This is a genomic window from Rathayibacter sp. AY1C4 (assembly GCF_002932195.1).
In the GTDB taxonomy this organism is placed as follows: domain Bacteria; phylum Actinomycetota; class Actinomycetes; order Actinomycetales; family Microbacteriaceae; genus Rathayibacter.
On record NZ_PSWE01000008.1, the window covers coordinates 38,285 to 59,995 of the forward strand.

Genomic DNA, 21,711 nt, shown 5'->3' on the forward strand with positions numbered 1-21,711 from the left:
GGGTGGCCGCGGACCCTAGCGTCGGCCCCCACGGCGTGCAGAACGGTGCGCCCCGACAGGCAGGAGCCTCGAGTGCCCATCGAATTCCTCGGCATCGCCGCGCTCAACGACGGCAGCGAGACACGAGCACGCAGCGGCGCGAGCTTCGACCCGGAGTACACGGTGCGTCTGGCCGCGGCTCATGAGGACAGCGGGTGGGACCGCATCCTGTTCGCCTACCACTCCGGAGCCCCCGACCCCGCCGTCGCCGCCGCTTTCATCGCGTCGCGGCTCGAGCGCATCCAGCTGCTGCTGGCGCACCGGCCCAACGTCTCCTACCCCACGGTCGCGGCGAAAGCCTTCGCGACCCTCGATCAGCTGAGTGGAGGCCGCCTGAGCGTCCACGTGATCACGGGCGGGTCGGACGCGGACCAGGCCGCGGAGGGCGACTACCTGAGCAAGGACGAGCGCTACGCGCGCACCGCCGAGTACATCAGGATCGTCAAGCAGGTCTGGACGACCCGTGAGCCGTTCGATCACGTCGGGGAGCACTACCGCTTCTCCCGGTTCGTCAGCGACGTCTGGCCGGTGCAGCAGCCTCGGCCGCAGATCTCGTTCGGAGGCTCCTCTCCCGCCGCTCTGTCCGTCGGTGCCGCCGAGAGCGACGTCTACGCGCTCTGGGGCGAGCCGCTGCGGGACACCGCCGAGCAGATCCGCAGCATCCGGGAGGCGGCGGCGGCGGCCGGCCGCGACGTCGCGCCGCGCATCCAGGTCGCCTTCCGACCCATCCTCGGGGCCACCGAGGAGCAGGCCTGGGAGAAGGCGGAGGGGATCCTCCGCCGCATCGAGGCGCGCACCCGCGAGACCGCCCCCGGAGGCCTCGCCGCGCCGGAGAACACCGGCTCGCAGCGCCTCCTCGCGATCGCCGCCGCAGGCGACCGTTTCGATCGCGCGCTCTGGACCAGGGCGGGAGTCGCCGCGGGAGCGCGCGGCAACTCGAACGCCCTCGTCGGGACGCCGGAGACGGTGGCCGCCGCGCTGCTCGACTACGTCGATCTCGGGGTCGACATCATCTCGGCGCGCGGCTACGACTACGTCGACGACACCCTCGACTTCGGTCGCCACGTGATACCGCTGGTGCGCGAGGAGGTCGCTCGACGCGACGCCGCGGCCGCCCAGGCCGCCGAGGAGGCCGCTCGTGTCCTCGTCTGACACCGTCGCGGCCGACGAGTTCGTCCATGTGCGGGCCGATGACCCGCGGGCCCGGCCCCTGCTCGACGAGCTCGAGCGCGAGTACGACACCCGCTACGGCACCGCCTGGGGCGAGCCGGCATCGGCCGAGCTCGCGCGCTACCCGAGCGAGGTGTTCGCCCCGCCGGAGGGATCCTTCGTCCTGCTTCTGCGCGACGGCACCGCGATCGCCGGAGGCGCGCTGAAGAGATTCGACGACACGACCGCCGAGCTCAAGCGCATCTGGACATCCTCGGCGCACCGTCGGCAGGGACTCGCCCTGCGCGTGGTCGCCGAGCTCGAGGCGGAGGCCCGCCGGCTCGGCTACTCGACCGTCTACCTCACGACCGGGCCGCTCCAGCCGGAGGCGCAGCGGCTCTACCTCACCGCGGGCTACACACCGCTCTACGACGTGACCCAGCCTCCGGAGGTGGTCGTCCTGCACGGCTATGCGCGGACGCTCACCGATCGGCCGCTCGACGTCGCGAGGATCCGGACCGCGCACGACGACTCCTTCGCGCAGCTCACCGCGTCCCTGCCCGACGGCGGAGCACGCCTGCGCGGTGGCGTCACGGGGCGTGCCTCATGAGCGGCACGATCGCGCCGCCTCGACCGCGGGACACGTCCGGCCCCCTTCCCGGAGGCATCGACCTCGCCCGACTCGGCGAGCGGCCGGTGCTGCCGCTGCGCCACCCGGTGCGCTGGGTGGTCGCCGCACTGGTCCTCGTGCTCCTGCTGAACGCCGGACAGACCCTCTTCACGAACCCGTCGTGGGAGTGGCCGAAGGTCGGGACCTGGCTCTTCAGTCCGGCGATCCTGAAGGGGCTGCAGCTGACGCTCCTCGCCACCGCCATCAGCGCCGTGATCAGCTTCGTCGGAGGCCTCGTCGTCGCCGTAGCCCGGCTCTCGGGCAATCCGGTGCTGTCGACGCTCAGCTGGGTCTACATCTGGCTGTTCCGCTCGGTGCCGCTGATCCTCGTCCTCATCTTCCTGTTCAATCTCGGCAACCTGTATCCGACCGTCGGCATCGGCATCCCCTTCGGTCCGCAGTGGTCGGTGCCGACGGTGTCGCTGCTGCCTCCGCTCGCCCTCGGCGTGATCGGCCTGAGCCTGTCCGAGATCGCCTACAGCGCCGAGGTCGTCCGTTCCGGGGTGCTCGCGGTCGATCAGGGGCAGCACGAAGCGGCGAAGGCGCTCGGGATCCCGCAGCGCCGCCAGTTCACCCGCATCGTCCTCCCGCAGGCGCTCCGCTCGATCGTGCCCGCCTACGTGAACCAGATCATCGGCCTGCTGAAGGCGAGCTCGCTGCTGTTCTACGTCTCGCTGCTCGACCTGTTCGGGGTCGCTCAGAACCTCGGCAGCACGTACCCGACGGACATCATCCCCCTGCTCGTCGTCGCGACGATCTGGTACCTGGTGCTGACCTCGGCGATCTCGGTCGTGCAGTTCTACATCGAGCGCTTCTACGCCCGCGGCGCGCACCGGGAGCTCGCGCCCACGCCCCTCCAGCGGGTGCGGCGCTCGCTCGCCGGCCTGAGGAGTGCGCGATGACCGCCGCCATCGAGATCCACAACGCGACCAAGTCCTACGGCGACCGGACCGTGCTCCGGGGAGTCGACCTGCGCGTCGAGGCGGGCACCGTCACGGTTATCCTCGGTCCGAGCGGCTCGGGCAAGTCGACCCTGCTGCGGGCGATCAACCATCTCGAGAAGCTCGACGAGGGGTTCGTCTCCGTGAACGGCGAGCTGATCGGGGTGCGGCTGCGCGGCGGTCGGCTCAAGGAGCTGCGCGAGAAGGAGATCCTGCGCCAGAGGGCGAGGATCGGCTTCGTCTTCCAGAGCTTCAACCTCTTCCCGCACCTGACGATCCTCGAGAACGTCACCGAGGCGCCGATCTCGCAGGGGCAGCCGCCCGCGGAGGCCCGCGAGCGGGCACGCGCCCTGCTCGAGCACGTCCGTCTCGCCGACAAGGCGGCGGCCTATCCGAGGCAGCTCTCCGGCGGCCAGCAGCAGCGCGTGGCCATCGCGCGTGCGCTCGCGCTCGACCCCGAGGTGATCCTCTTCGACGAGCCGACCTCGGCTCTCGATCCCGAGCTCGTCGGGGAGGTGCTGCAGGTCATCCGGTCGCTGGCCGAGAGCGGCCGCACCCTCATCGTCGTGACCCACGAGATCGGCTTCGCCCGCGAGGTCGCCGACCGGGTGGTGTTCGTCGACGACGGCCTCGTCGTCGAGCAGGGCAGCCCGAGCGAGGTCCTCGACCGCCCGCAGAATCCGCGGACCCGCGACTTCCTCGGCCGAGTCCTCGGCTGAGCCCCCGCACTCCTCCTCCTCTCCATCCGCACGACAGACACAGGAATCGAATCATGACCAGACCGCACATCACTCGTTGGACCAGAGTCGGGGCGCTTCTCGCTGCCGCCGCGCTGACGACGGGCCTCGCGGCCTGCTCCGGTGCCGCCGCCTCCGACCCGGCCTCCCCGGGAGCCGCCTCCGGCACCACCACCGTCACCGTGGGTGCCCTCTCCAACGGAGCGGCGACCGAGACGGACATCGACGTGCCGGTCGTCGACGAGATCCGCGGCACGCTGCCGCAGGAGATCCTCGACCGTGGGACCCTGACGATCGGCGTCGGCGCTCTCCCCGCAGGCTTCCCTCCGCTCGCGTTCACCGGGACCGACACCGAGACCCTCACCGGCTCGGAGCCCGATCTCGGCCGCCTCGTCGCCGCCGTCCTCGGGCTGCAGCCCGAGGTGGAGAACTCCACCTGGGACAACCTCTTCGTGGGCATCGACACCGGAGGCAGCGACGTCGGCTTCTCGAACATCACCGTCACGGAGAAGCGCAAGGAGAAGTACGACTTCGCCTCCTACCGCGCCGACACCCTCGCGTTCCAGGTCCTCGCCTCGAACGACTGGGAGTTCGACGGCGACTACGAGAACCTCGACGGACTCACCGTCGCGGTCAGCAGCGGCACCAACCAGGAGAAGATCCTGCTCGAGTGGCAGGCCCGTCTGCAGTCCGAGGGCAGGTCCCTGGAGATCACGCGACTGCCCGATGCCAATTCCGTCACTCTCGCTCTCGGCTCCGGCCGGATCGACGCCTACTTCGGGCCCAACCCGACGACGGTCTACCAGAACCGGATCTCGGAGGACGGCGCCGACCCGACCCGCAACGCCGGCACGTTCTCCGGAGCGGGCGAATCGCTCGACGGGCTGATCGCGGCGACTGTGAAGAAGGACTCCGGACTCGCCGAGCCGATCGCCCAGGCCCTCGGCTACCTCATCGGGAACGGTCAGTACCAGGACTGGCTGTCGGCCTACGGCCTGCAGGACGAGGCCGTGGACGAGGCCCTGGTGAACCCGCCCGGGCTCCCGCTCGACAACAGCTGAGCCGCCCCCGCCTCGGGCGCCCCGATCGACCAGCGGGGCGCCCTCCGCCCGCTTCCCCGAGGACTCCCATGCACCTGTTCGACTCGCTCACGCGCGAACGACTCGACCGCCCGACGAGCCGCAAGTGGAGCCTCCGCCCCGGCACCATCGGAGCCTGGGTCGCCGAGATGGACTTCGGTACGGCGCCGGCCGTTCGGAGGGCACTGCACGACGCCGTGGCCGGCGACGTGCTGGGCTATCTGTCCCCCTCGACTGCGGGCGAGCTGGGCGAGGCCGCCGCGGAGTACCTCGCTGAGCAGTACGCGTGGACGGTCGACCCCGCCCGCGTGCACTCCGTCTCGGATGTCATGGCCGCGCTCGGAGTGGCCGTCACCGAGTTCTCCCGCCCCGGCTCACCGGTGATCGTGCCTACCCCCGCTTACATGCCGTTCCTCACCTACCTGTCGGCCATCGGACGCGAGGTGATCGAGGTCCCGGGAACGATCGTCGACGGCCGCTGGGAGCACGACCTCGACGGGATCGATGCGGCCTTCGCGCAGGGAGCGGGCACCCTGGTGCTCTGCAATCCGCACAACCCGACGGGCTCGGTCCTGCCACGGTCCGAGCTCGAAGGTCTCGCCGCTGTCGTCGAGCGCCACGGCGGGCGGGTCTTCGCCGACGAGATCCACGCGCCGCTGCGGTTCGACGGCGTCCCCCACATCCCTTACGCCTCGGTCTCGGAGGAGGCCGCCCGGCATTCCGTCACCGGAACGAGCGCCTCGAAGGCGTGGAACATCCCCGGCCTGAAGGCCGCGCAGCTGATCACCACGAACGACGCAGACGAGGACGTCTACTCGCGCTTCGGGTTCGCGGTGCAGCACGGCGCTTCGAATCTCGGCGTGATCGCCTCGACGGCCGCCTACCGGGAGGGCGGAGCGTGGCTCGACGAGGTCGTCGACTACCTCGACGGCAACCGGCGCCTCATCGCCGACTTCCTCGCCTCCGAGCTGCCCCGGATCGGGCACCGCACCCCGGAGGCGACGTATCTCGCCTGGTTCGACCTGGGTGCTCTCGGCCTCGCCGATCCCGCGCAGCACCTGCAGCGCGAGGCGGGAGTGACGCTCACCTCCGGACGCCTGTGCGGCGCCGGCTACGCCGACCACGTGCGTCTCGTCTTCGCCATGCCGCGTCCCCTCCTCCTCGAGACGCTCGAAGCCGTGCGGGCCGCCGTGTGAACGGCGGAGCGCCTTCGCGGGGACTCGACGAGGTGGGACGGCGGAGCACCGAGGCGGGCGGCATCGCACGACAGTGGCGAGGAGCCGTCCTTCAGCGCCTCCGCTCCCTCTGCACCCCCGATGAGGCCGGGCCGCCGGCGGTGGACCGGGCGGCCTCGCGTGTCGAGGCTGTGCAGCTCGCCCACGAGATCGAGCACGGATTCTTCCGCCCGGTGCCCGGCCGGGCGCAGGATCCGGAGTGAGACGGGGCGGACCCCCCCTACGTCCCGAAGAGGTTGGCGCGGGTCCCGCCGGGAGCGAGCTCGTCGCGGAGGATCCCGCGGCGGCGCAGGACGGGGACGAGGTCGTCGAGCATCCGGTGCAGGGTGACGGGGTGCAGGTCCCCGGAGAGGAGCAGCCCGTCGCTGCCGCCGTCGTCGCCGAGCTCCTCGACGAAGTCGGCGAACTCCTCCGCGGTACCGACGAAGCCGGCGCGCTCGGCGACGCGGCCCTTGCGCGCCTTCCTGATGAGCAGCTCCCGCAGCGGAGCGTCCTCCGTGCCGCCGTACAGGCCGGCGATGGTGCCGTGCGAGACGTGCTCGCCGAACACCGACCGCGGGACGGGGAGATCCAGGTCCAGCCCGGTGAGGTCGGTCTCCAGATCGCTCGACCAGCCGAGCGCGATCCGCCGCAGCGCGTCCTCGTCGGGGTGGCGCGACGCCTCGACGACGCGCGCGGCCTCCTCCGGGCTCGACACGATCTCGGGCTTCACGACGAAGAGCACGCGCAGGTCGTCCGCCGTCCGCCCGTGCTGCTCGGCCGCGGCGAGCACGCGCGCCCGGTAGTCGCGCACCGCCCGGGCCTCCAGAGGGGCGAGCGCGAGCTGCACGTCCGACTGCGTGCCGGCGAAGGCCAGGCCGCGCGGAGACCCGCCGGGGGAGACGACGATCGGGTCGCCGTTCGCGAAGGGGACGGCGTTCAGGGGTCCGTCCACGTGGAAGTGCTCCCCGCGGTGCCGGAACGCGTCGATCCGGGTGCCGTCGGCGTAGCGGCCCGACCCGGGGTCGGCGATCAGCGCGCCCTCGCCCCAGCTGTGCCAGAGCCGGCGGACGACCGCCATCCACTCGTCCGCCCGGTCGTAGGCCGCGTCGTGCGACAGCGGCTCCAGGCCCACGTGGCGGGCGCTGCCGACGTCGGTGACCAGGTTGATCCCGAAGCGGTCGGAGCTGAGGTGCTGCAGCGTCGCCGCCTGCCGGGCGGCGAGGTACGGGGGCGTGATGCCGGCGTTGATCGTCGGCGCCAGCCCGATCCGCTCGGTCGCCGCGAACAGGTACGGCGCCAGGAGGAGCGGATCGTGCTTCGGCCCGCCGTACGCTCCCCGCACCCGCAGGTCGAGCGTCTCCGGGGAGCCGAGCGAGACGGCGTCCTCCATCACGATCAGCTCGAAGCCGGCCTGCTCCAGCTCGCGGGCCGACTGCTGGTAGAGGCCGGGCTTCGTCCAGTCGTGGTTCCACTCCCGGTAGGGGTGCCCCCATCCCTGCGGTCCGAAGCCCCGGGAGAAGAACCAGCCGAAGTGCTGACGGCGCGCCACGCTCACACCTCCGCGAGCGCGGGGAGGGCGCGTGCGCGCACCGCGGCGAGCCCGCGTTCGAGGTCGCGGAGGAGGTCGTCGACGTCCTCGATCCCGATCGACAGCCGGAGGAGCCCGGGGTGGATCCCGGCGGCGGCGCGCTCGGCGGGGGTGCGTCCGGCGTGGGTGGTCGACGCGGGATGCAGCACCAGCGAGCGCACGTCGCCGAGGTGGGTCATGTGGCTGAACAGCTCGACGGCGTCGATGAAGGCGGCCGCGCCCGCCTCCCCTCCGGCCACGGTGAAGGAGAAGACGGAGCCCTGCCCGCGGGGGAGCAGGCGCTGCGCGAGGGCGAACGACGGGCTCGACTCCAGGCCGGAGTAGTCGACCGACACGACCTCGGGCCGCCCCTCGAGGAAGCGGGCGACGGCGAGGGCGTTCGCCGAGTGCCGCTCGACCCGGAGCGACAGCGTCTCGACGCCCTGCCGCAGCAGGAAGGAGTTCAGCGGTGACGGCGTCGGTCCGAGGCGGGAGACCACGATGTCCCGCGTGTACGAGACGAGGGCGCGCCGGCCGTGCTGCTCGGTCCAGCTGCGGCCGCCGAACGACCGCTCCTCCTGGTTGAGGTGCGGGAAGAGCGCGGGGCGCGCCGCCCAGTCGAACGTGCCGGCGTCGACGATCACGCCGCCGAGGGCGGAGCCGTGCCCGGCGAGGAACTTGCTGGTCGAGTGCACGACCACGTCGGCACCGTGCTCGATCGGGCGGAGGAGGTACGGGGTCGCGAGCGTGTTGTCGACCACGAGCGGCAGCCCGTGCCGGTGCGCGATCGCGGCCAGCGCCGGGAGGTCCAGCAGATCGTTCTTCGGGTTGGGGATCGGCTCGCCGAAGAGGACCCGGGTGTCGGGCCCGATCCGCCGCTCCCACTCGCCGAGGTCCGACGCGTCGTCGACGAAGTCCACGCCGATCCCGAGCCGCCCGAAGTTCTGCACCAGCAGCCCGCGGTTGCCCTCGTAGAGGCGGCGCGAGGAGAGCACCCGGTCGCCGGCCTGCAGGATCCCCAGGAGAGCGGAGGCGGTGGCCGCCTGGCCGCTCGCCACCAGGATCGCCTCGGCGCCGCCCTCGAGATCGGCGAGCCGACGCTCGACCTCCTCGGTGGTCGGGTTCCCGTTGCGGGTGTAGAGGTAGCCCTCGTCCTCGCCGGCGAACCGCTCGCGAGCGTGCTCGAAGCTGTCGAACACGAAGCCGGCGCTGAGGTGCACGGGCGTGACGCGCGCTCCGTGGGCGCCGTCGGGCGCGGCACCGGCGTGCACCTGGCGCGTGGTGAAGCCGGCCGCCGCGGAGGCACGGGGTGCGGGCGCGGAGACCCTGGTCGCGGCGCTCGCCGCCGCAGTGGTCGCGGTGGTCGCCGGTGCAGTGATCGTCACGGTGTGCTCCTGTCCAGACGCCCGGAAGGCGGATGCCGGGAGCCTGTCAGGCCGAGGGGAGTGCGCGCCGGATCGTGACGGAGTGTGACTGCGCGGGTCGTGGACGTCGACCGCTCGGCGTCCACGGGTCGTGCCTCAGCTGTGCGTCGTGTTCGCTCGGATCTCCTCGACGGACAGCTCCGGTGCGCCGCCCGCTGCCGCCGCCGGGTCCATCCAGACGAAGTCCCAGTGGTGGCCGTCGAGGTCGTCGAAGCTCTTGGAGTACATGAATCCGTGGTCCTGCTCGCCGGCCGGGGTCGCCCCCGCGGCGAGGGCCTTCCCGTGGAGCGTGTCGACCTCCTCCCTGCTGTCGGCGCTGAGGGCGAGCTGCACCTCGGTCGAGGTGGTGGCGTCGATGATCGGCTTGCTGGTGAACTCCGCGAAGAACTCCCGCGTGAGCAGCATCGCGGTGATCGTGTCGCTGATCACCACGCTGACGGCGTTCTCGTCGCTGAAGCCCTCGTCGATCGAGTAGCCGAGCGATTCGTAGAAGGCTCTCGCCCGGGCGAGATCGGCGACGGCCAGGTTGACGAAGATCGTGGTGGGCATCGGTGCACCGTTCCTGTCGGGTCGCCGGTGGCACGCCGCCGCCGGTCGTGACTGCATGATGATGACCGGCCGGCGGCGGTGTCAAGGAAGCGCCGTCGAGAAGGCGGCGGATGCCCGGTGCGGGGCGCCCGGGTGAGACTGCGGCGCGCGAGCGGGGAGCGGCTCATCGTCGTGAAGCCCTTTGGGAAGGGTCGTCACGGCTCCGCGTCCGCGCCAGTTCTGGTGGAAACCGCGCCTGTACGGAGAAGGCTGTTGTTCCCTCGGCCGCTCGAACCTATGGTCGGCGATCGTGACCGCGGCGGCGGGGCTCCTCCTCCGTGACGGACCGCTCGGAAGGGTTGACCATGCGACGAAGCAGAACGTTCCACCTCTCGATCACCGCTGTGATCGCCTGCCTGACCGTCGGGACGGTCGCACCGGCCCCAGTCGCTCCTGCCGCCTCGACGAGTGTCCCGGTCGTCGTGAGCCGCGTCGACGGCATGTCCACGGGATTCCTCAGCGGTGTCGACGTCTCCTCCGTCCTCTCCCTCGAGGAGAGCGGGGTCGTCTTCCGCGAGAGGAGCGGCTCTCCGGCGGATCTCTTCGCCGTCCTCGCTGATGCGGGCGTCACGGCGGTCCGGGTCAGGGTGTGGAACGATCCGTTCGATGACCGCGGCCGAGGCTACGGCGGCGGGAACGTCGACGTCGGGCGAGCCGTCGAGGTCGGCAGACGCGCCACGGCTGCTGGACTGGGAGTGCTGGTCGACTTCCACTACTCCGACTTCTGGGCGGACCCCGGTCGTCAGCTGGCTCCGAAGTCGTGGGCCGGCTCGACGCCGGAGGCGACGGCAGCAGCCGTGCGAGGCTTCACGGTCAGCGCGCTGCGGAGGTTCGAGGACGCCGGCGTCGACGTGCGCGTCGTTCAGGTCGGAAACGAGACGAACACCGGGATGGCCGGCTACTCCCGCGACGCCACATCGATGGACGCCTCCCTCGCAGCGCTCTTCGCAGCGGGTGCTTCCGCCGTGCGGGAAGTGCTGCCGCATGCTCTTGTCGCTCTGCACTTCACGAACCCGGAATCCGTCGGGCGGTACTCGGCGATCGCCGCGGGGCTCCACCGCTTCGGAGTCGACTACGACGTCTTCGCGAGCTCCTACTATCCGTACTGGCACGGCTCGACCGCGAACCTCACCGAGGTGCTGGCCCAGGTCTCACGGACCTACGGCAAGAAGGTGATGGTCGCCGAGACCTCGTGGCCGTACACCCTGACGGACGGCGACGGGCATCCGAACGTCATCGCCACTGCTCCCTCTTCGAGCCGGTACCCGATCAGTGTGCAGGGCCAGGCGACGGCTCTCCGGGATGTCGTCGCAGCAGTGCGCGATGTCGGATCGACGGGCATCGGCGTCTTCTACTGGGAGCCGGCCTGGCTGCCCGTCGGTCCTCCATCGGCTCTCGCCGCGAACCGGTCGCTCTGGGAGCGCTTCGGCGCGGGATGGGCGACGAGCCGCGCCGCGGGCTACGACCCGGTCCACGTCGGCGGGAGTCACGGCGGATCGGCCTGGGACAACCAGGCCCTGTTCGCTGCGGACGGCCGTCCCCTTGAATCCCTGCGCACCTTCGAGTACCTTCGCGGCACCCGCGGTTCCCGCGAGGTCTCGACCTCGGAGTGAAGCAGGTGGTCGATCCTCAGTGGTCCCGCCGCACGACCCGGACGCCCTTCCCCGGAACGACCACGGTCCCGTCCACGGTGCTGCCGGTGATGAGCTCGAGCGTGCCGGGGCTCGCGACCGCCGCGTCCGTCTCGGCATGGTTGATGAGGAAGGTGAAGTCCGCGACGTCACCGTGGCGGACGACGACTTCGAGCCCTTCCACTGTCTCGGCGGGTGGAGTGATGCCGGCGTCCGTGAGCAGGGTGTCGACGAAGTCCGCGAGGTCGTCGCCCCGGAGCCGCGTGGAGAGGTACCAGGCCGATCCGTCGCCGAGCACGTTGCGGGTGATCGCCGGTCCTCCGGCAGCTGGTCCGGTGGCGTACCGCGCTCTCTCGACCGCGCCCTCGAGGGCGATGTCGTCGGTCCAGCCGCTTCCTCGCGCTCCGGAGTCGAGCTCGACGACCTCGCCGTCGCGGAGCGGCAGGAACTCGGGGATCGAGAGGCCGAGGACCTCGCGGAGGGCGCCGGGGAAGCCGCCCTCGTGCACGGCGTCGTTCTCGTCGACGATCCCTGAGAAGTAGGAGGCGGCGAACGTGCCGCCGGCGCGGACGTACTCGGTCACGTTCGAGGACGACGTCCGGTCCATCAGGTAGAGCGAGGGGGCGAGGACGAGGCCGTAGCCGCTGAGATCGGAGTGGGGGTGGGCGAAGTCGACCGTGACACCGCGCTTCCAGAGCGCGGAGTAGAAGGCCTCGATCCGCTCGCGGTGATCGAGCTCGACCGAGGGCCGCCACTCCAGATCGTGCGCCCAGAAGGACTCGATGTCCCACAGGATCGCGACGCGAGTCCGGACGACGGAGCCGAGGACCGCTGAGAGGCGGTCGAGGTCGGCGCCGAACTCGACGACCTCCTTCCAGACCCGCGTCCGCGCCCCGGCGTGGGGGAGCATCGCGGAGTGGAACTTCTCGGCTCCGTACCGGGAGGCCCGGAACTGGAAGAAGAGGACCGCGTCGGCCCCGCGCGCGAGATGGCTCGCGGCGTTGCGTGCGAGCTCACCGGGGCGTTTCGCGATGTTGCGCGGCTGCCAGTTCACCGCCGACGTCGAGTGCTCCATGAGGATCCACGGACGCCCTCCGGCGAAAGATCGCGTGAGGTCGGCGTCCATCGCCAGCAGCACGTGGTTGTCGTGGCGCTCTGCGGCCAGGTAGTGGTCGTTCGAGACCAGGTCGACCTCGCTGCTCCATCTCCAGTAGTCGATCGAGGGGCAGTTGGTGGCCATGAAGTTCGTGGTGACCGGCTTGTCCGAGTAGCGCTTGATCGCGTCGCGCTCCGCCGTGAAGCAGGCGAGGAGCGCGTCCGAGGTGAAGCGGGCGAAATCGAGCCGCTGCGTCTGGTTCACGACGGTGGCCGCGACCCGTGGCGCGTCGATCTCGTCCCACTCCCCGTACACCTGGCCCCAGAAGAGCGTGCCCCACGCCGCGTTCAGAGCGCCGAGCGTCGCGTACTTCGCCTGCAGCCAGGCGCGGAAGGCCGCGACAGAGTAGTCGGAGTAGTCCTCGCTGACCGGAGCGCCGTACTCGTTGTGCACGTGCCAGAGGACCACCGCGGGATGCGCGGCGTAGCGCTGCGCGAGCTGCTCCGTGACGGCGACGGCCGCCGCCCGGTACTCGGGCGAGCTCGGGCTGACCATGCCGCGCGAGCCCCGGCCCAGGGTGACGCCCTCCCGGGTGACAGGGTGGGAGTCCGGGTACGCCTTCCAGAACCAGGCGGGCGGGACGGTCGTCGGGGTCGCGAGGTCGACATCGATCCCGGCGCCGTGCAGCAGATCGAGCAGCTCGTCGAGGAACCCGAAGTCGTACCGGCCCTCCTGCGGCTCGAGCAGTGCCCAGGAGAAGATCCCGACGCTGACGAGGTCGACGCCCGCCTCGCGCATCAGGGCGACGTCCTCCGCCCAGACCTCCCGCGGCCACTGCTCGGGGTTGTAGTCGCCTCCGTAACGCAGCCCCGGCCGCCCCGGGATCCACGGAGCCCGGGGGAGCGGACGCCCGTCGGCTCCGGGGAGCCGGTAGCGGAAGGCGGAGGGGGTGTCGCCGGTAGCGGTGGTCATGCGAGCTGTCTCCTTCGGCTGTGCGCGGTCCCAGTGTCGTGCCCTGGTGCGGGTGGCTGCGCCACTGTTGACAGGACCATACACGTATGGCTAACTGTAACCGCTCACAGGGCACGCCGCCGTCCTCCTCCCGAGCGGAGGCGCCGGGGATCGACGAACCAGCTTCTTCAAGGAGGACGAATGCACATCCCGTTCCGCAGGATCCGCTCCCTCGGCGCCGCCGCTGTCACCGGAGCGCTCCTGCTCACCGGTTGCTCCACCGGCTTCGACGACGGAGCCTCGGGCACTGTCGAGCTGACGTATTGGGCCTGGGCGCCGAACCTCGATCAGGTCGTCGACATCTGGAACGAGGACCACCCGGAGATCCAGGTCACCGTCAGCAAGCAGGACGGCGGCGACCCCGCCATCACCAAGCTGCTCACCGCCGTCAAGGCGGGCAGCGGAGCCCCCGATCTGGTTCAGGCCGAGTACCAGAAGATCCCCACCCTCGTCGCGGCGGATGCTCTGGCCGACATCTCCGACGAAGGCGCCGGCGATCTGGAGGGCAGCTTCTCCGACGGCACCTGGTCGGCCGTCACGCTCGGAGGTGACGCCGTCTACGCGATCCCCCAGGACTCGGGGCCGATGATGGCCTACTATCGCGCGGACATCCTCGAGAGCCTCGGCCTCGGCGTCCCGACGACGTGGGAGGAGTACGCCGCGGCCGCGGAGGCCGTCCACGCCTCCGACCCGGCCCGACACCTGGGCACCTTCTCCTCCAACGACGCGGGCTGGTTCGCCGGCCTCGCGCAGCAGGCCGGAGCCTCCTGGTGGTCGACGGACGACCGGAGCTGGGGCGTCGACATCGACGCCGGACCGACCGAGAAGGTCGCGGCCTACTGGGGAGAGCTCGTCGAATCCGGGGCGATCGGCAACACGCCGATGTACACGCCGGAGTGGAACGCAGGGTTGAACGACGGTTCGCAGGTCGGCTGGATCAGCGCCGTCTGGGCACCCGGCGTGCTCAGCGGCAACGCCCCCGACACGAAAGGCGCGTGGATCGCCGCAGCTCTGCCGCAGTGGGACGCCGCGAACCCCTCCAGCGGGAACTGGGGAGGAAGCACCACGGCAGTCACCAGTCAGACGAAGAAGACCGCGGCCGCTGCCGAGTTCGCGACCTGGCTGAACACGGATCCGGTGGCGGTCGCGGCACTCGCCGAGGTCGCGGGCGTCTACCCGGCGGCGACCGAGGCGGCGAGAGCAGCGCTCAGCAGCCCGCCCGACTTCTTCAGCACCCAGGGGGACTTCTCCGACATCGCCGCCGCCGCCTCCGAGTCGGTCGCTCCGTTCACCTACGGGCCGAACGTGAACGTCGCCTTCAGCGCGTACAACGACGAGTTCGCGAAGGCCGCCGCCGCGAGGACGCGGTCCGCCTTCGTCGACGCCGTGGCCGAGATGCAGCGGATCACCTCCGACGACCTCGTGAAGAGCGGCTTCTCCGTGGAGTGACCGGTGCGCGGCCCGCGTCCACCATCGGGCCGCGCGCCTCCCGGCGGCGAGGATCCGGCGCCGCTTCCCGACCGCTCTCGTTCCGAAGGACTCGGCATGGCTCCCCCACCCCTGACTCTCCCGACCGCGCCGCCGAGGAGAGGGCGACTCGGCACCGGCTTCCGCGCCCGAGTACTCGCTCCCTATGCGATGCTCGCACCGGCGATCGTGCTCTTCGCCGCCTTCATGGCCGCGCCGATCCTCTACACCGTCATGCTCAGCTTCCAGAAGAAGCAGGCCGTTGGGCTCGGCCTGGGTTCCGGCGGCCGGAAGCAGGTCTTCGCCGGCATCGAGAACTACCTCGGGTCGCTCAGCGATCCGGAGTTCGGGGCCAGCGTCGGACGGGTGCTCCTCTACGGGCTCGTCCTCATCCCGTGCATGCTCGGTCTCGCGCTCCTCTTCGCTCTCCTCCTCGACGCGAGGCGGGCCCGTGCGGTCTCGTTCTCGAGGGTCTCGATCTTCCTGCCTTACGCCGTACCGGCCGTCATCTCCTCGCTGCTCTGGGGATTCCTCTACCTGCCGGCCGTCTCGCCTTTCGCGTACGTGATTGAGCGGCTGGGCGGGGAAGCCCCCGACATCCTGTCCTCCGGCGCCGTCGTCTTCGGGATCGCGAACATCGCGCTCTGGGGCGGCGTCGGATTCAACATGATCGTCATCCACACCGCCCTCCAGGCCATTCCCTCCGACGTCTACGAGGCGGCACGGATCGACGGGGCGAGCGATCTGCAGATCGCGCTGCGCATCAAGATCCCGATCGTCACCCCCGCTCTGGTGATGACGGCGCTCTTCTCGATGGTCGCAACTCTGCAGGTGTTCGCCGAGCCGACGACGCTGCGACCGCTGACCAACAGCCTCTCGACCTCCTGGTCCCCGCTGATGCTCGTCTACCGGGACGCGTTCACCCGCGACGACATCCACTCCGCCGCCGCGACCTCCGTCGTGATCGCGCTCGCCAGTTTCGCCGTCTCCTTCCTCTTCCTCCGGGTCGTGCAGAAGCGAGCCTTCGGACAGGAGGACTGATCCGTGCCCGGCATCCTTCAGCGGCCCCCCGCCCGCACCGTCGGGCGGACACGGTCCAGGACCGCACGCCGCGACCCCGATCGCGGACGTCCGGGCTGGATCGCGACGACGATCCTGCTGATCGGCGCCGTCTACTGCCTCTTCCCCGTGCTGTGGGTGGTGACGGCGTCCACGAAGAGCGGCGGCGAGCTCTTCTCCACCTTCACGCTCGCGCCCGGCTCGCATCTGATCGACAACGTGGTCGCTCTCGCGCAGTACCGGGGAGGTCTGTTCTGGCGCTGGATGCTGAACACCGCGCTCTACGCGGGCGTCGGTGCAGTGGTCTCTACCTGGGTATCGGCACTGTCGGGATACGTGCTCGCGAAGTTCGACTTCCCCGGCAGGAAGGGCGTCTTCGCCGTCCTGCTGATGGGCGTCCTCGTCCCCGGCGTGATCCTCGCGATCCCTCAGTACTTCCTGCTGGCCGAGGTGGGGCTGACCAACTCGTTCTGGGGAGTGCTGCTGCCGCAGATCATCAGCCCCTACGGCATCTACCTCGCGCGGATCTACGCCGCGGCCGCCGTGCCGACGGAGGTCATCGAGGCCGCCCGGACCGACGGCGCCCGGGAGATGGGGATCTTCACCCGGATCGCCGTTCCGATGCTCCTGCCGGGGCTGGTGACGATCTTCCTCTTCCAGTTCGTCGCGATCTGGAACAACTTCATGCTGCCGTACATCATGCTCGGCGACGACTCGCTCTTCCCGCTCACGGTCGGCCTGAACGGGCTGCTCAACCAGGGCGCCTCCGCGCCGGCGCTCTACACGCTGGTCATCACCGGGGCACTCCTCTCGATCCTGCCGCTGATCGCGATGTTCCTCGTCCTGCAGCGGTTCTGGCGGGTCGACCTGGCGGCCGGGGCGGTGAAGTGACGCGGATGCCTTCGCGCGGAAGAGGCGGGACGCCCTCACGCCCCACGATTCAGGACGTCGCTGTCGAGGCCGGTGTCTCGCGCGGGACGGTCTCGCGCGTGCTGAACGGCGGAAGATGGGTCAGCCCCGAAGCGCACGCGCGAGTGGAGGCGGCGATCACGAGGACCGGCTACCGCGCCAATCCCCACGCCCGGAGCCTGTCCCGCAGCCGCACCGACACGGTGGCCTTCCTCCTCACGGAGGACGCGCGCTCGCTCTTCGAGGATCCGAACTTCGCCACTCTGCTCCGAGGCGCCTCAGCCGCACTCGCGGAGCACGACGTCGCCCTCGTCCTCATCCTCGCGGGGACGGAGCACGAGCAGAGGCGAGCCCTCGCCTACATCGACGCGGGCCACGTCGACGGGGTCCTGCTCATCTCCGCCCACGTCGGCGCACGGCTGCTCACGGACATCCAGAGATCCTCAGTGCCGGCCATCGCCTGCGGCGTGCCGGTCGGCTACGAGAAGCGCATGGGCTACGTCGCCGCCGACGACGAGGAGGGAGCGCGGGAGATGGTCGCTCATCTGCGGAGCCTCGGACGCTCGCGCATCGCCACGATCGCCGGACCGCCCGACACTACGGGAGGGATCGCGCGGCTCGCGGGCTACCGCGCGGAGGTGGGCGGTGCGGAGGCGGTGGAGTTCGGCGACTACGGACGGGCCGGTGGGGCCACTGCGATGGAGGCGCTTCTCGCCGCGCATCCCGACATCGACGCCGTCTTCGCCGCCAACGACCGCATGGCAGCAGGCGCTATCGACGCACTCGCCCGGCTCGGCAAGCGTGTGCCGGAGGACGTCGCCGTCGGCGGATTCGACGATTCGGCCGTCGCCCTCACGACGGACCCGCCGCTGACGACCATGCGGCAGCCCTTCGAGCGGATCAGCGCGGAGATGGTCCGCCTCCTCCTGCAGGCGATCGAGGGGGAGCGCCCGGCTGCCATCACCCTGCCTACGGACCTGGTGAGGCGCGGGTCGACCCAGCCCGGCGTGAGCCCCTGACGACGGCGGTGCCGGTCTGGGCCTCGCGATCACCCGGGCGATCCTCGCCCGGGCAGGCGGGACCGTCACCGTCTCGACGTCGTTCACCCGGCCCGCCGGGGGCCGGTCTTCACGGCGACCCTCTCGGTACCGGCCTGACGGCGACTGCCCGGCAGCGGTCATCATGGGAGGCGTGCGCCGGTGGTCGGGTCCGACACCGCAGCACGGGCAGGAGGGAGCGGGAGTGGTCCGGACCCTCGTCCTCACCGCCGTCGCGGCAGCCCTCCTCGCCGCCGCCTGGACCGCGATCGGACCCTCGCATCCGGTCTTCGCCGCGGTCGCGCAGATGGTCCTCACCAGCTGGGCGGCCCTGACCTTCGGTGCGCGCACGCGTCCGCTCGAGCAGTCCTGGTTCGACGTGGGTCGCCGCGAGCCGGCGCTGCTGCGAGCGCTCGGGGTCGGCGTCTTCGGCCGGCTGCTCGACGTCGTCGGGTGGAACCGCCTCGTCACCCGCGAGCGCGGCTTCGACGGCACGCGCGCGGGACTGACCGCTCTCGATCAGCACACCCGCCGCTCCGAGGCGGTGCACCTCGCGTGCACGGCCGTCGGAGTCGCGCTCGCCCTCGCCGCGACGGTCACGGGTGCGACGGGCGGCGCGGCCTGGCTGCTCGGGTCGACGATCGCCGTCCAGCTCTACCCCGCGCTGCTGCAGCGGCTGGTGCGGGCGCGCATACAGCGGGCGGGGCGGGCGGCGCGCGGTGCGCTTCACGACGTCGCGGACTCGGGAGACAGCGCCCCCGGCGGCGGACCGACCACGGCTCCGAAAGGGCGGTGATCACGGGGTCACCGACGCGCCGCGATCGTCACCGGGATCGGCCAGGGGATGGCGGCGCGCGAGGACATCGCGAGCCACGTCGGGCGGATCGCGCCGGTCGTCCTCCGCAGCCGTCAGCAGGAGAGCGAGGGCCGTGTCGGCGGGGACCCGCTGCGCTGCGCTGATGAAGCCGACGGCCTGCAGCACGGCGATCGTCCCCGGCGTGAGCGGGGCGCGGGACGCCGCCCAGCGACGGACCTCGGCGTCGTCCGTGTCCCCGGTCAGAGCGTCGGCCAGGGGGCGTGGAGGGAGGGCATGGGCGGGCCGGTCAGTGTCCGAAGCCGTGCTCGTGCTCGAGCTCGACGTCGAAGGTGATGTCGTCCTCGCTCGGCTGCACGGGGAACACTCCCGTGAGCGCCCTGGTGCGTTCGCGGATGCGGGCGACCTCGGCCGTGTTGTCCGGCTCGGGGAGATCGGAGGGAGTGGTCTCGGCGACCAGGGCGGCGCCGGCGTTGAGCAGGAACACCGCCTGCACGGTGCCGCCGTCGGCGCCGATGCCGGTGTACTCCACGCGGTCCGCCGTGCTGCTCGCGGCGAGGGCGACGCCGTACTCGACCAGAGCGTCCGCCGCGTCGTCTCCCACGAGGATCGTCTTGTTCGCGAAGAGGAGGTGCTTCATGCCCCCAGCGTGCGCAGCGCCGAGGCCGACGGGGGAGAGACTTGACAGCTCCTGGGGCGGTCGACAGACGCGACCGCGGCACCCGGTGACGCCCGGTCGTCCTCGGCGTCGCCGAGACGGCACCCGTGGCGTCGGCCGTCCTCTGAGCAGGTCCGCGTCACAGGGACGTGGATCGACGGACCCGTGCTGATGTCGGCCGCCGAGACACCCGGCCGAGAGCAGGGCGACGTGACAGGCGGTGTCAGCGGACCATTCGCCGACGCCCGCGCCGCTTCTCCCCTCTGAGGATCAGGGCCGCGAGGAACGCGGCGAGGAGTGCGCCGATGGTGTTCATGAACCAGTCGTTCGTGTCGCAGGAGCGGCCGATCGCCGGAACGCACGCCTGGACCACCTCGATCAGGGCGGACAGGCCGGAGACGGCGGCGGCGACGAGCAGGGGCCGGCCGACCGCGACCGCGAGCAGCAGGGCCCCGGGGAGCAGGAGCGCGATGTTCGCGAGGGTGTCGATGCCGTCGAACGGCACCGACAACTGCACGGTGCAGAAGACCCGCGGCGTCCCGTCGGGCGGATACACGGTCAGCGCGATCCCCACGACGAAGGCGAGCGCGGCGAGGACGAGAAGAGACCTTTCCGCGCCGCGCCGGTGCAGCAGCCAGGCGATCGCCGTGACCACCGCGACCGCGATCCAGAAGGCGATCGGGACGAGCGCGGCGTGGTCGACGAGGAACGTGCTGATCACGGTGCTCCGCTTCGAGGTGTCGAGGTGGCGGGAGAGGAAGAGGTCTTCCGTTGACGGACGGCCCGCTCCCTCCAGGTCGGCTTGTACCGTCGACCCGCCCGTTTTCGGTGCGAGTCAGCTTCGGAGGGGAGAGCCTGCTGCGTCGAAGCGGTAGCCGCCGAAGGCGCCGCTGAGCAGCGGGCGTGCCGTCGCGATCGCGGCCTGGACCCGGGGGAGGGCGAGGGAGGCCTGATGCGCCTCGGCGCTCTCCCACAGCTCGACGACGAAGACGGTGTCGGGCTGCTCGTCGTCGACCCCGACCTCGTAGAGCAGGCAGCCGGCGTCGACGAGGTCGTCGTTGTGCTCGGTGAGGACGGCGACGAGCTCGTCGCGTCTGCCGGGGACGGCCCCGAGGGTGCCGACGTTCACGAAGGTCATGCCGCGAGGGTACCGCCGAGGACACCGGCGGCGGGTGGCCGTCTCGCCGGTCGGAGTGCGGTCGGGACGTCACGCTGGACGGAGTCGCCGTGCTCCCGCCTGCGAACCGCAGACCGATCGCGCTCGGCCCGACGCCACGCCCGCTCGGGAGGATCGCGTCGCGAGAGAGGATCCCCGGTGGTCTCCGCGATCCCCGTCGGGTCCCACCGGCCAGGCATGGGCGTGCTCGGACCGACGGAGTGCGCCCGATCAGTCGGCGGGCCGGCTGAACAGATTGACGACGTTCCCGTCCGGGTCGCGGACGAGGGCGGAGCGGTTGCCCCACGGCATGGTGCTCGGCGGGAGCACCACGTCCTCGCTCCGGGGTGCGAGCTCGGCGAAGGCGCGGTCGACGTCGGCCACCTCGAACTCGAGCAGGACGGAGCGGTTCGACGCGGGGACGACGGCGCCGTCGAGCATCGCGACCGTCGAGGTGCGGGCGATCGCGAGGGTCGCACCCGCTCCCGTGAACTGCGCGAAGACCGGCGCCGGGCGCTCGGCCGGTCGGCCGACGACCTGCTCGTAGAAGGCGACGAGGCCGTCGAGGTCGTCGGTGACGATGCGGAGGGAGGTGAACGACACGGGGCTCCTTCAGGGCCGGGATGAGGTGATGGCACCAGGCTCGCCGGTCGTCGCGACACCGTCCTGTCGGTGTTTCCGAAGATCGTCCGGGACTCCGCGAGGTCCGCGGCGGCCGTCCCCGGAGCGGGTCAGTCGTCGACGACGGACCGCAGCCGTCCGTACTGGAGCGCGAGGTCCTCGGCTCGCAGGGTGCGCTGCGGAGGCCGCTCGTCGGTCACCTCGACCGACAGCATCCGGTCGCCGCGGAACGCCCTGACCCCCTCCCGCAGCCGGCACCACGCGATCAGGTACCAGTGCTCCTCCTTCCCGATCGAGCCGAGCGGTTCGACGTCGCGGACCGACTCCGCGCCGCTGCTGTCGCGGTAGCGCAGCCGGACGACACGATCCGCTCGGAGGGCCGTCGCGAACTCCGCCGGGACGACCGCCTCCTCCTCGCTCTCGAGGAAGTGCACCCGGGATGCGACCGCGCCGGCGCGGGCAGCCACGTCGTCCGGCAGGACCGCGAGCGTCTTCCGGGCAGCGGTCCTGGCTGCCTGCCGGAACGGACTGCGCTGCAGCGCGCTGAGGCCGATCAGCACGGCGACGGCCTCCTCCACCGTGAATCCGGCCGGCCCGAGGGTCGCGGACGCGTCGATGACGTAGCCGCCCGTGCGGCCGGGCTCCGCCCAGATCGGCAGACCCGCCTGCTGCAGCGCGGACAGGTCCCGCTCGATGGTCCGCACCGACACCTCGAACCGCTCGGCGAGACGGCGCGCGCTCCGCGGCCGGGGCGAGACCGCCCGCAGCTCCTCGACGAGCCCGTACAGACGATCGGTGCGGTTCACCCGACCATCATCCGCCCGGGCCTTCGGGGTGGCGT

General features: G+C 71.4%; 22 protein-coding genes. 12 read left to right on the forward strand and 10 right to left on the reverse strand.

The window, feature by feature from the left end:
- Positions 1 to 72: 72 nt before the first annotated feature.
- The 6 genes from C5C99_RS05715 to C5C99_RS05740 all read left to right on the forward strand — a co-directional run bounded on the left by C5C99_RS05715 (position 73) and on the right by C5C99_RS05740 (position 5,811).
- Complete coding sequence (locus tag C5C99_RS05715) at positions 73 to 1,191, forward strand: LLM class flavin-dependent oxidoreductase (RefSeq protein WP_104223289.1); 1,119 nt, start codon at positions 73 to 75, stop codon at positions 1,189 to 1,191.
- Entirely contained in the window at positions 1,178 to 1,798 is a 621-nt protein-coding gene (locus tag C5C99_RS05720) for a GNAT family N-acetyltransferase (protein ID WP_219812286.1), read from the forward strand. Before C5C99_RS05715 ends, C5C99_RS05720 begins: the two co-directional genes overlap by 14 nt.
- Positions 1,795 to 2,760, forward strand: coding sequence for an amino acid ABC transporter permease (locus tag C5C99_RS05725; protein WP_104339761.1), 966 nt, complete (start codon positions 1,795 to 1,797; stop codon positions 2,758 to 2,760). Before C5C99_RS05720 ends, C5C99_RS05725 begins: the two co-directional genes overlap by 4 nt.
- Positions 2,757 to 3,518, forward strand: coding sequence for an amino acid ABC transporter ATP-binding protein (locus C5C99_RS05730; RefSeq protein ID WP_104223287.1), 762 nt, complete (start codon positions 2,757 to 2,759; stop codon positions 3,516 to 3,518). Before C5C99_RS05725 ends, C5C99_RS05730 begins: the two co-directional genes overlap by 4 nt.
- A 53-nt stretch (positions 3,519 to 3,571) precedes the next feature.
- On the forward strand, positions 3,572 to 4,597 hold the full coding sequence (locus C5C99_RS05735) for a transporter substrate-binding domain-containing protein (RefSeq protein WP_104223286.1): 1,026 nt from the start codon (positions 3,572 to 3,574) through the stop codon (positions 4,595 to 4,597).
- 68 nt (positions 4,598 to 4,665) lie between these two features.
- On the forward strand, positions 4,666 to 5,811 hold the full coding sequence (locus C5C99_RS05740) for a MalY/PatB family protein (RefSeq protein ID WP_104247108.1): 1,146 nt from the start codon (positions 4,666 to 4,668) through the stop codon (positions 5,809 to 5,811).
- Positions 5,812 to 6,070: 259 nt separating this feature from the next.
- Here C5C99_RS05740 and C5C99_RS05745 read toward each other — a convergent pair whose 3' ends face one another.
- The 3 genes from C5C99_RS05745 to C5C99_RS05755 form a co-directional block, all read right to left on the reverse strand.
- On the reverse strand, positions 6,071 to 7,381 hold the full coding sequence (locus C5C99_RS05745; protein ID WP_104339762.1) for an LLM class flavin-dependent oxidoreductase: 1,311 nt from the start codon (positions 7,379 to 7,381) through the stop codon (positions 6,071 to 6,073).
- A 2-nt stretch (positions 7,382 to 7,383) separates the two neighbouring features.
- On the reverse strand, positions 7,384 to 8,670 hold the full coding sequence (locus C5C99_RS05750) for an O-acetylhomoserine aminocarboxypropyltransferase/cysteine synthase family protein (RefSeq protein WP_104339792.1): 1,287 nt from the start codon (positions 8,668 to 8,670) through the stop codon (positions 7,384 to 7,386).
- Between the two features lie 249 nt (positions 8,671 to 8,919).
- Complete coding sequence (locus C5C99_RS05755) at positions 8,920 to 9,372, reverse strand: VOC family protein (protein WP_104257611.1); 453 nt, start codon at positions 9,370 to 9,372, stop codon at positions 8,920 to 8,922.
- A gap of 344 nt (positions 9,373 to 9,716) precedes the next feature.
- Here C5C99_RS05755 and C5C99_RS05760 point away from each other — a divergent pair, with 344 nt between their 5' ends.
- A complete protein-coding gene (locus C5C99_RS05760) occupies positions 9,717 to 11,024 on the forward strand; it encodes a glycosyl hydrolase 53 family protein (protein ID WP_104223281.1) in 1,308 nt (435 codons plus the stop codon).
- Positions 11,025 to 11,040: 16 nt separating this feature from the next.
- Here C5C99_RS05760 and C5C99_RS05765 read toward each other — a convergent pair whose 3' ends face one another.
- Positions 11,041 to 13,110 carry a beta-galactosidase gene (locus C5C99_RS05765; protein WP_104262250.1) on the reverse strand — a complete coding sequence of 690 codons (2,070 nt, stop codon included), beginning with the start codon at positions 13,108 to 13,110 and terminating at the stop codon, positions 11,041 to 11,043.
- 180 nt (positions 13,111 to 13,290) lie between these two features.
- Here C5C99_RS05765 and C5C99_RS05770 point away from each other — a divergent pair, with 180 nt between their 5' ends.
- The 5 genes from C5C99_RS05770 to C5C99_RS05790 all read left to right on the forward strand — a co-directional run bounded on the left by C5C99_RS05770 (position 13,291) and on the right by C5C99_RS05790 (position 18,417).
- Positions 13,291 to 14,598 carry an ABC transporter substrate-binding protein gene (locus C5C99_RS05770; protein WP_104260788.1) on the forward strand — a complete coding sequence of 436 codons (1,308 nt, stop codon included), beginning with the start codon at positions 13,291 to 13,293 and terminating at the stop codon, positions 14,596 to 14,598.
- Between the two features lie 96 nt (positions 14,599 to 14,694).
- Positions 14,695 to 15,657 carry a carbohydrate ABC transporter permease gene (locus C5C99_RS05775; protein WP_104223278.1) on the forward strand — a complete coding sequence of 321 codons (963 nt, stop codon included), beginning with the start codon at positions 14,695 to 14,697 and terminating at the stop codon, positions 15,655 to 15,657.
- Between the two features lie 99 nt (positions 15,658 to 15,756).
- The gene (locus C5C99_RS05780) at positions 15,757 to 16,566 is read left to right on the forward strand and encodes a carbohydrate ABC transporter permease (RefSeq protein WP_258063649.1); all 810 of its coding nucleotides are present in this window, start codon (positions 15,757 to 15,759) and stop codon (positions 16,564 to 16,566) included.
- 5 nt (positions 16,567 to 16,571) lie between these two features.
- Positions 16,572 to 17,603: a LacI family DNA-binding transcriptional regulator gene (locus C5C99_RS05785; protein ID WP_104223277.1), complete on the forward strand. Its 1,032-nt coding sequence runs from the start codon at positions 16,572 to 16,574 to the stop codon at positions 17,601 to 17,603.
- A 223-nt stretch (positions 17,604 to 17,826) separates the two neighbouring features.
- Entirely contained in the window at positions 17,827 to 18,417 is a 591-nt protein-coding gene (locus C5C99_RS05790; protein ID WP_104339763.1) for a hypothetical protein, read from the forward strand.
- Here C5C99_RS05790 and C5C99_RS05795 read toward each other — a convergent pair whose 3' ends face one another.
- The 6 genes from C5C99_RS05795 to C5C99_RS05820 form a co-directional block, all read right to left on the reverse strand.
- On the reverse strand, positions 18,418 to 18,603 hold the full coding sequence (locus C5C99_RS05795) for a hypothetical protein (RefSeq protein ID WP_104226536.1): 186 nt from the start codon (positions 18,601 to 18,603) through the stop codon (positions 18,418 to 18,420). It abuts the gene before it with no gap.
- Positions 18,604 to 18,724: 121 nt separating this feature from the next.
- Positions 18,725 to 19,075 (reverse strand): hypothetical protein, encoded by a 351-nt coding sequence (locus C5C99_RS05800; RefSeq protein ID WP_104262253.1) that lies wholly within the window; start codon positions 19,073 to 19,075, stop codon positions 18,725 to 18,727.
- 241 nt (positions 19,076 to 19,316) lie between these two features.
- Entirely contained in the window at positions 19,317 to 19,814 is a 498-nt protein-coding gene (locus tag C5C99_RS05805; protein WP_181074552.1) for a VanZ family protein, read from the reverse strand.
- Positions 19,815 to 19,928: 114 nt separating this feature from the next.
- A complete protein-coding gene (locus tag C5C99_RS05810; RefSeq protein ID WP_104339764.1) occupies positions 19,929 to 20,231 on the reverse strand; it encodes a putative quinol monooxygenase in 303 nt (100 codons plus the stop codon).
- 249 nt (positions 20,232 to 20,480) lie between these two features.
- The gene (locus C5C99_RS05815; protein WP_104339765.1) at positions 20,481 to 20,852 is read right to left on the reverse strand and encodes a VOC family protein; all 372 of its coding nucleotides are present in this window, start codon (positions 20,850 to 20,852) and stop codon (positions 20,481 to 20,483) included.
- Positions 20,853 to 20,980: 128 nt separating this feature from the next.
- A complete protein-coding gene (locus C5C99_RS05820) occupies positions 20,981 to 21,676 on the reverse strand; it encodes a YafY family protein (protein ID WP_104262256.1) in 696 nt (231 codons plus the stop codon).
- Positions 21,677 to 21,711 lie beyond the last annotated feature (35 nt).

Coding starts and splice junctions, on each gene's coding strand:
- C5C99_RS05725 (WP_104339761.1), top strand. CDS start 1,795: ATGAGCGGCACGATCGCGCCGCCTCGACCGCGGGACACGTCCGGCCCC.
- C5C99_RS05730 (WP_104223287.1), top strand. CDS start 2,757: ATGACCGCCGCCATCGAGATCCACAACGCGACCAAGTCCTACGGCGAC.
- C5C99_RS05735 (WP_104223286.1), top strand. CDS start 3,572: ATGACCAGACCGCACATCACTCGTTGGACCAGAGTCGGGGCGCTTCTC.
- C5C99_RS05740 (WP_104247108.1), top strand. CDS start 4,666: ATGCACCTGTTCGACTCGCTCACGCGCGAACGACTCGACCGCCCGACG.
- C5C99_RS05755 (WP_104257611.1), bottom strand. CDS start 9,372: ATGCCCACCACGATCTTCGTCAACCTGGCCGTCGCCGATCTCGCCCGG.
- C5C99_RS05760 (WP_104223281.1), top strand. CDS start 9,717: ATGCGACGAAGCAGAACGTTCCACCTCTCGATCACCGCTGTGATCGCC.
- C5C99_RS05765 (WP_104262250.1), bottom strand. CDS start 13,110: ATGACCACCGCTACCGGCGACACCCCCTCCGCCTTCCGCTACCGGCTC.
- C5C99_RS05770 (WP_104260788.1), top strand. CDS start 13,291: ATGCACATCCCGTTCCGCAGGATCCGCTCCCTCGGCGCCGCCGCTGTC.
- C5C99_RS05775 (WP_104223278.1), top strand. CDS start 14,695: ATGGCTCCCCCACCCCTGACTCTCCCGACCGCGCCGCCGAGGAGAGGG.
- C5C99_RS05785 (WP_104223277.1), top strand. CDS start 16,572: ATGCCTTCGCGCGGAAGAGGCGGGACGCCCTCACGCCCCACGATTCAG.
- C5C99_RS05800 (WP_104262253.1), bottom strand. CDS start 19,075: ATGAAGCACCTCCTCTTCGCGAACAAGACGATCCTCGTGGGAGACGAC.
- C5C99_RS05810 (WP_104339764.1), bottom strand. CDS start 20,231: ATGACCTTCGTGAACGTCGGCACCCTCGGGGCCGTCCCCGGCAGACGC.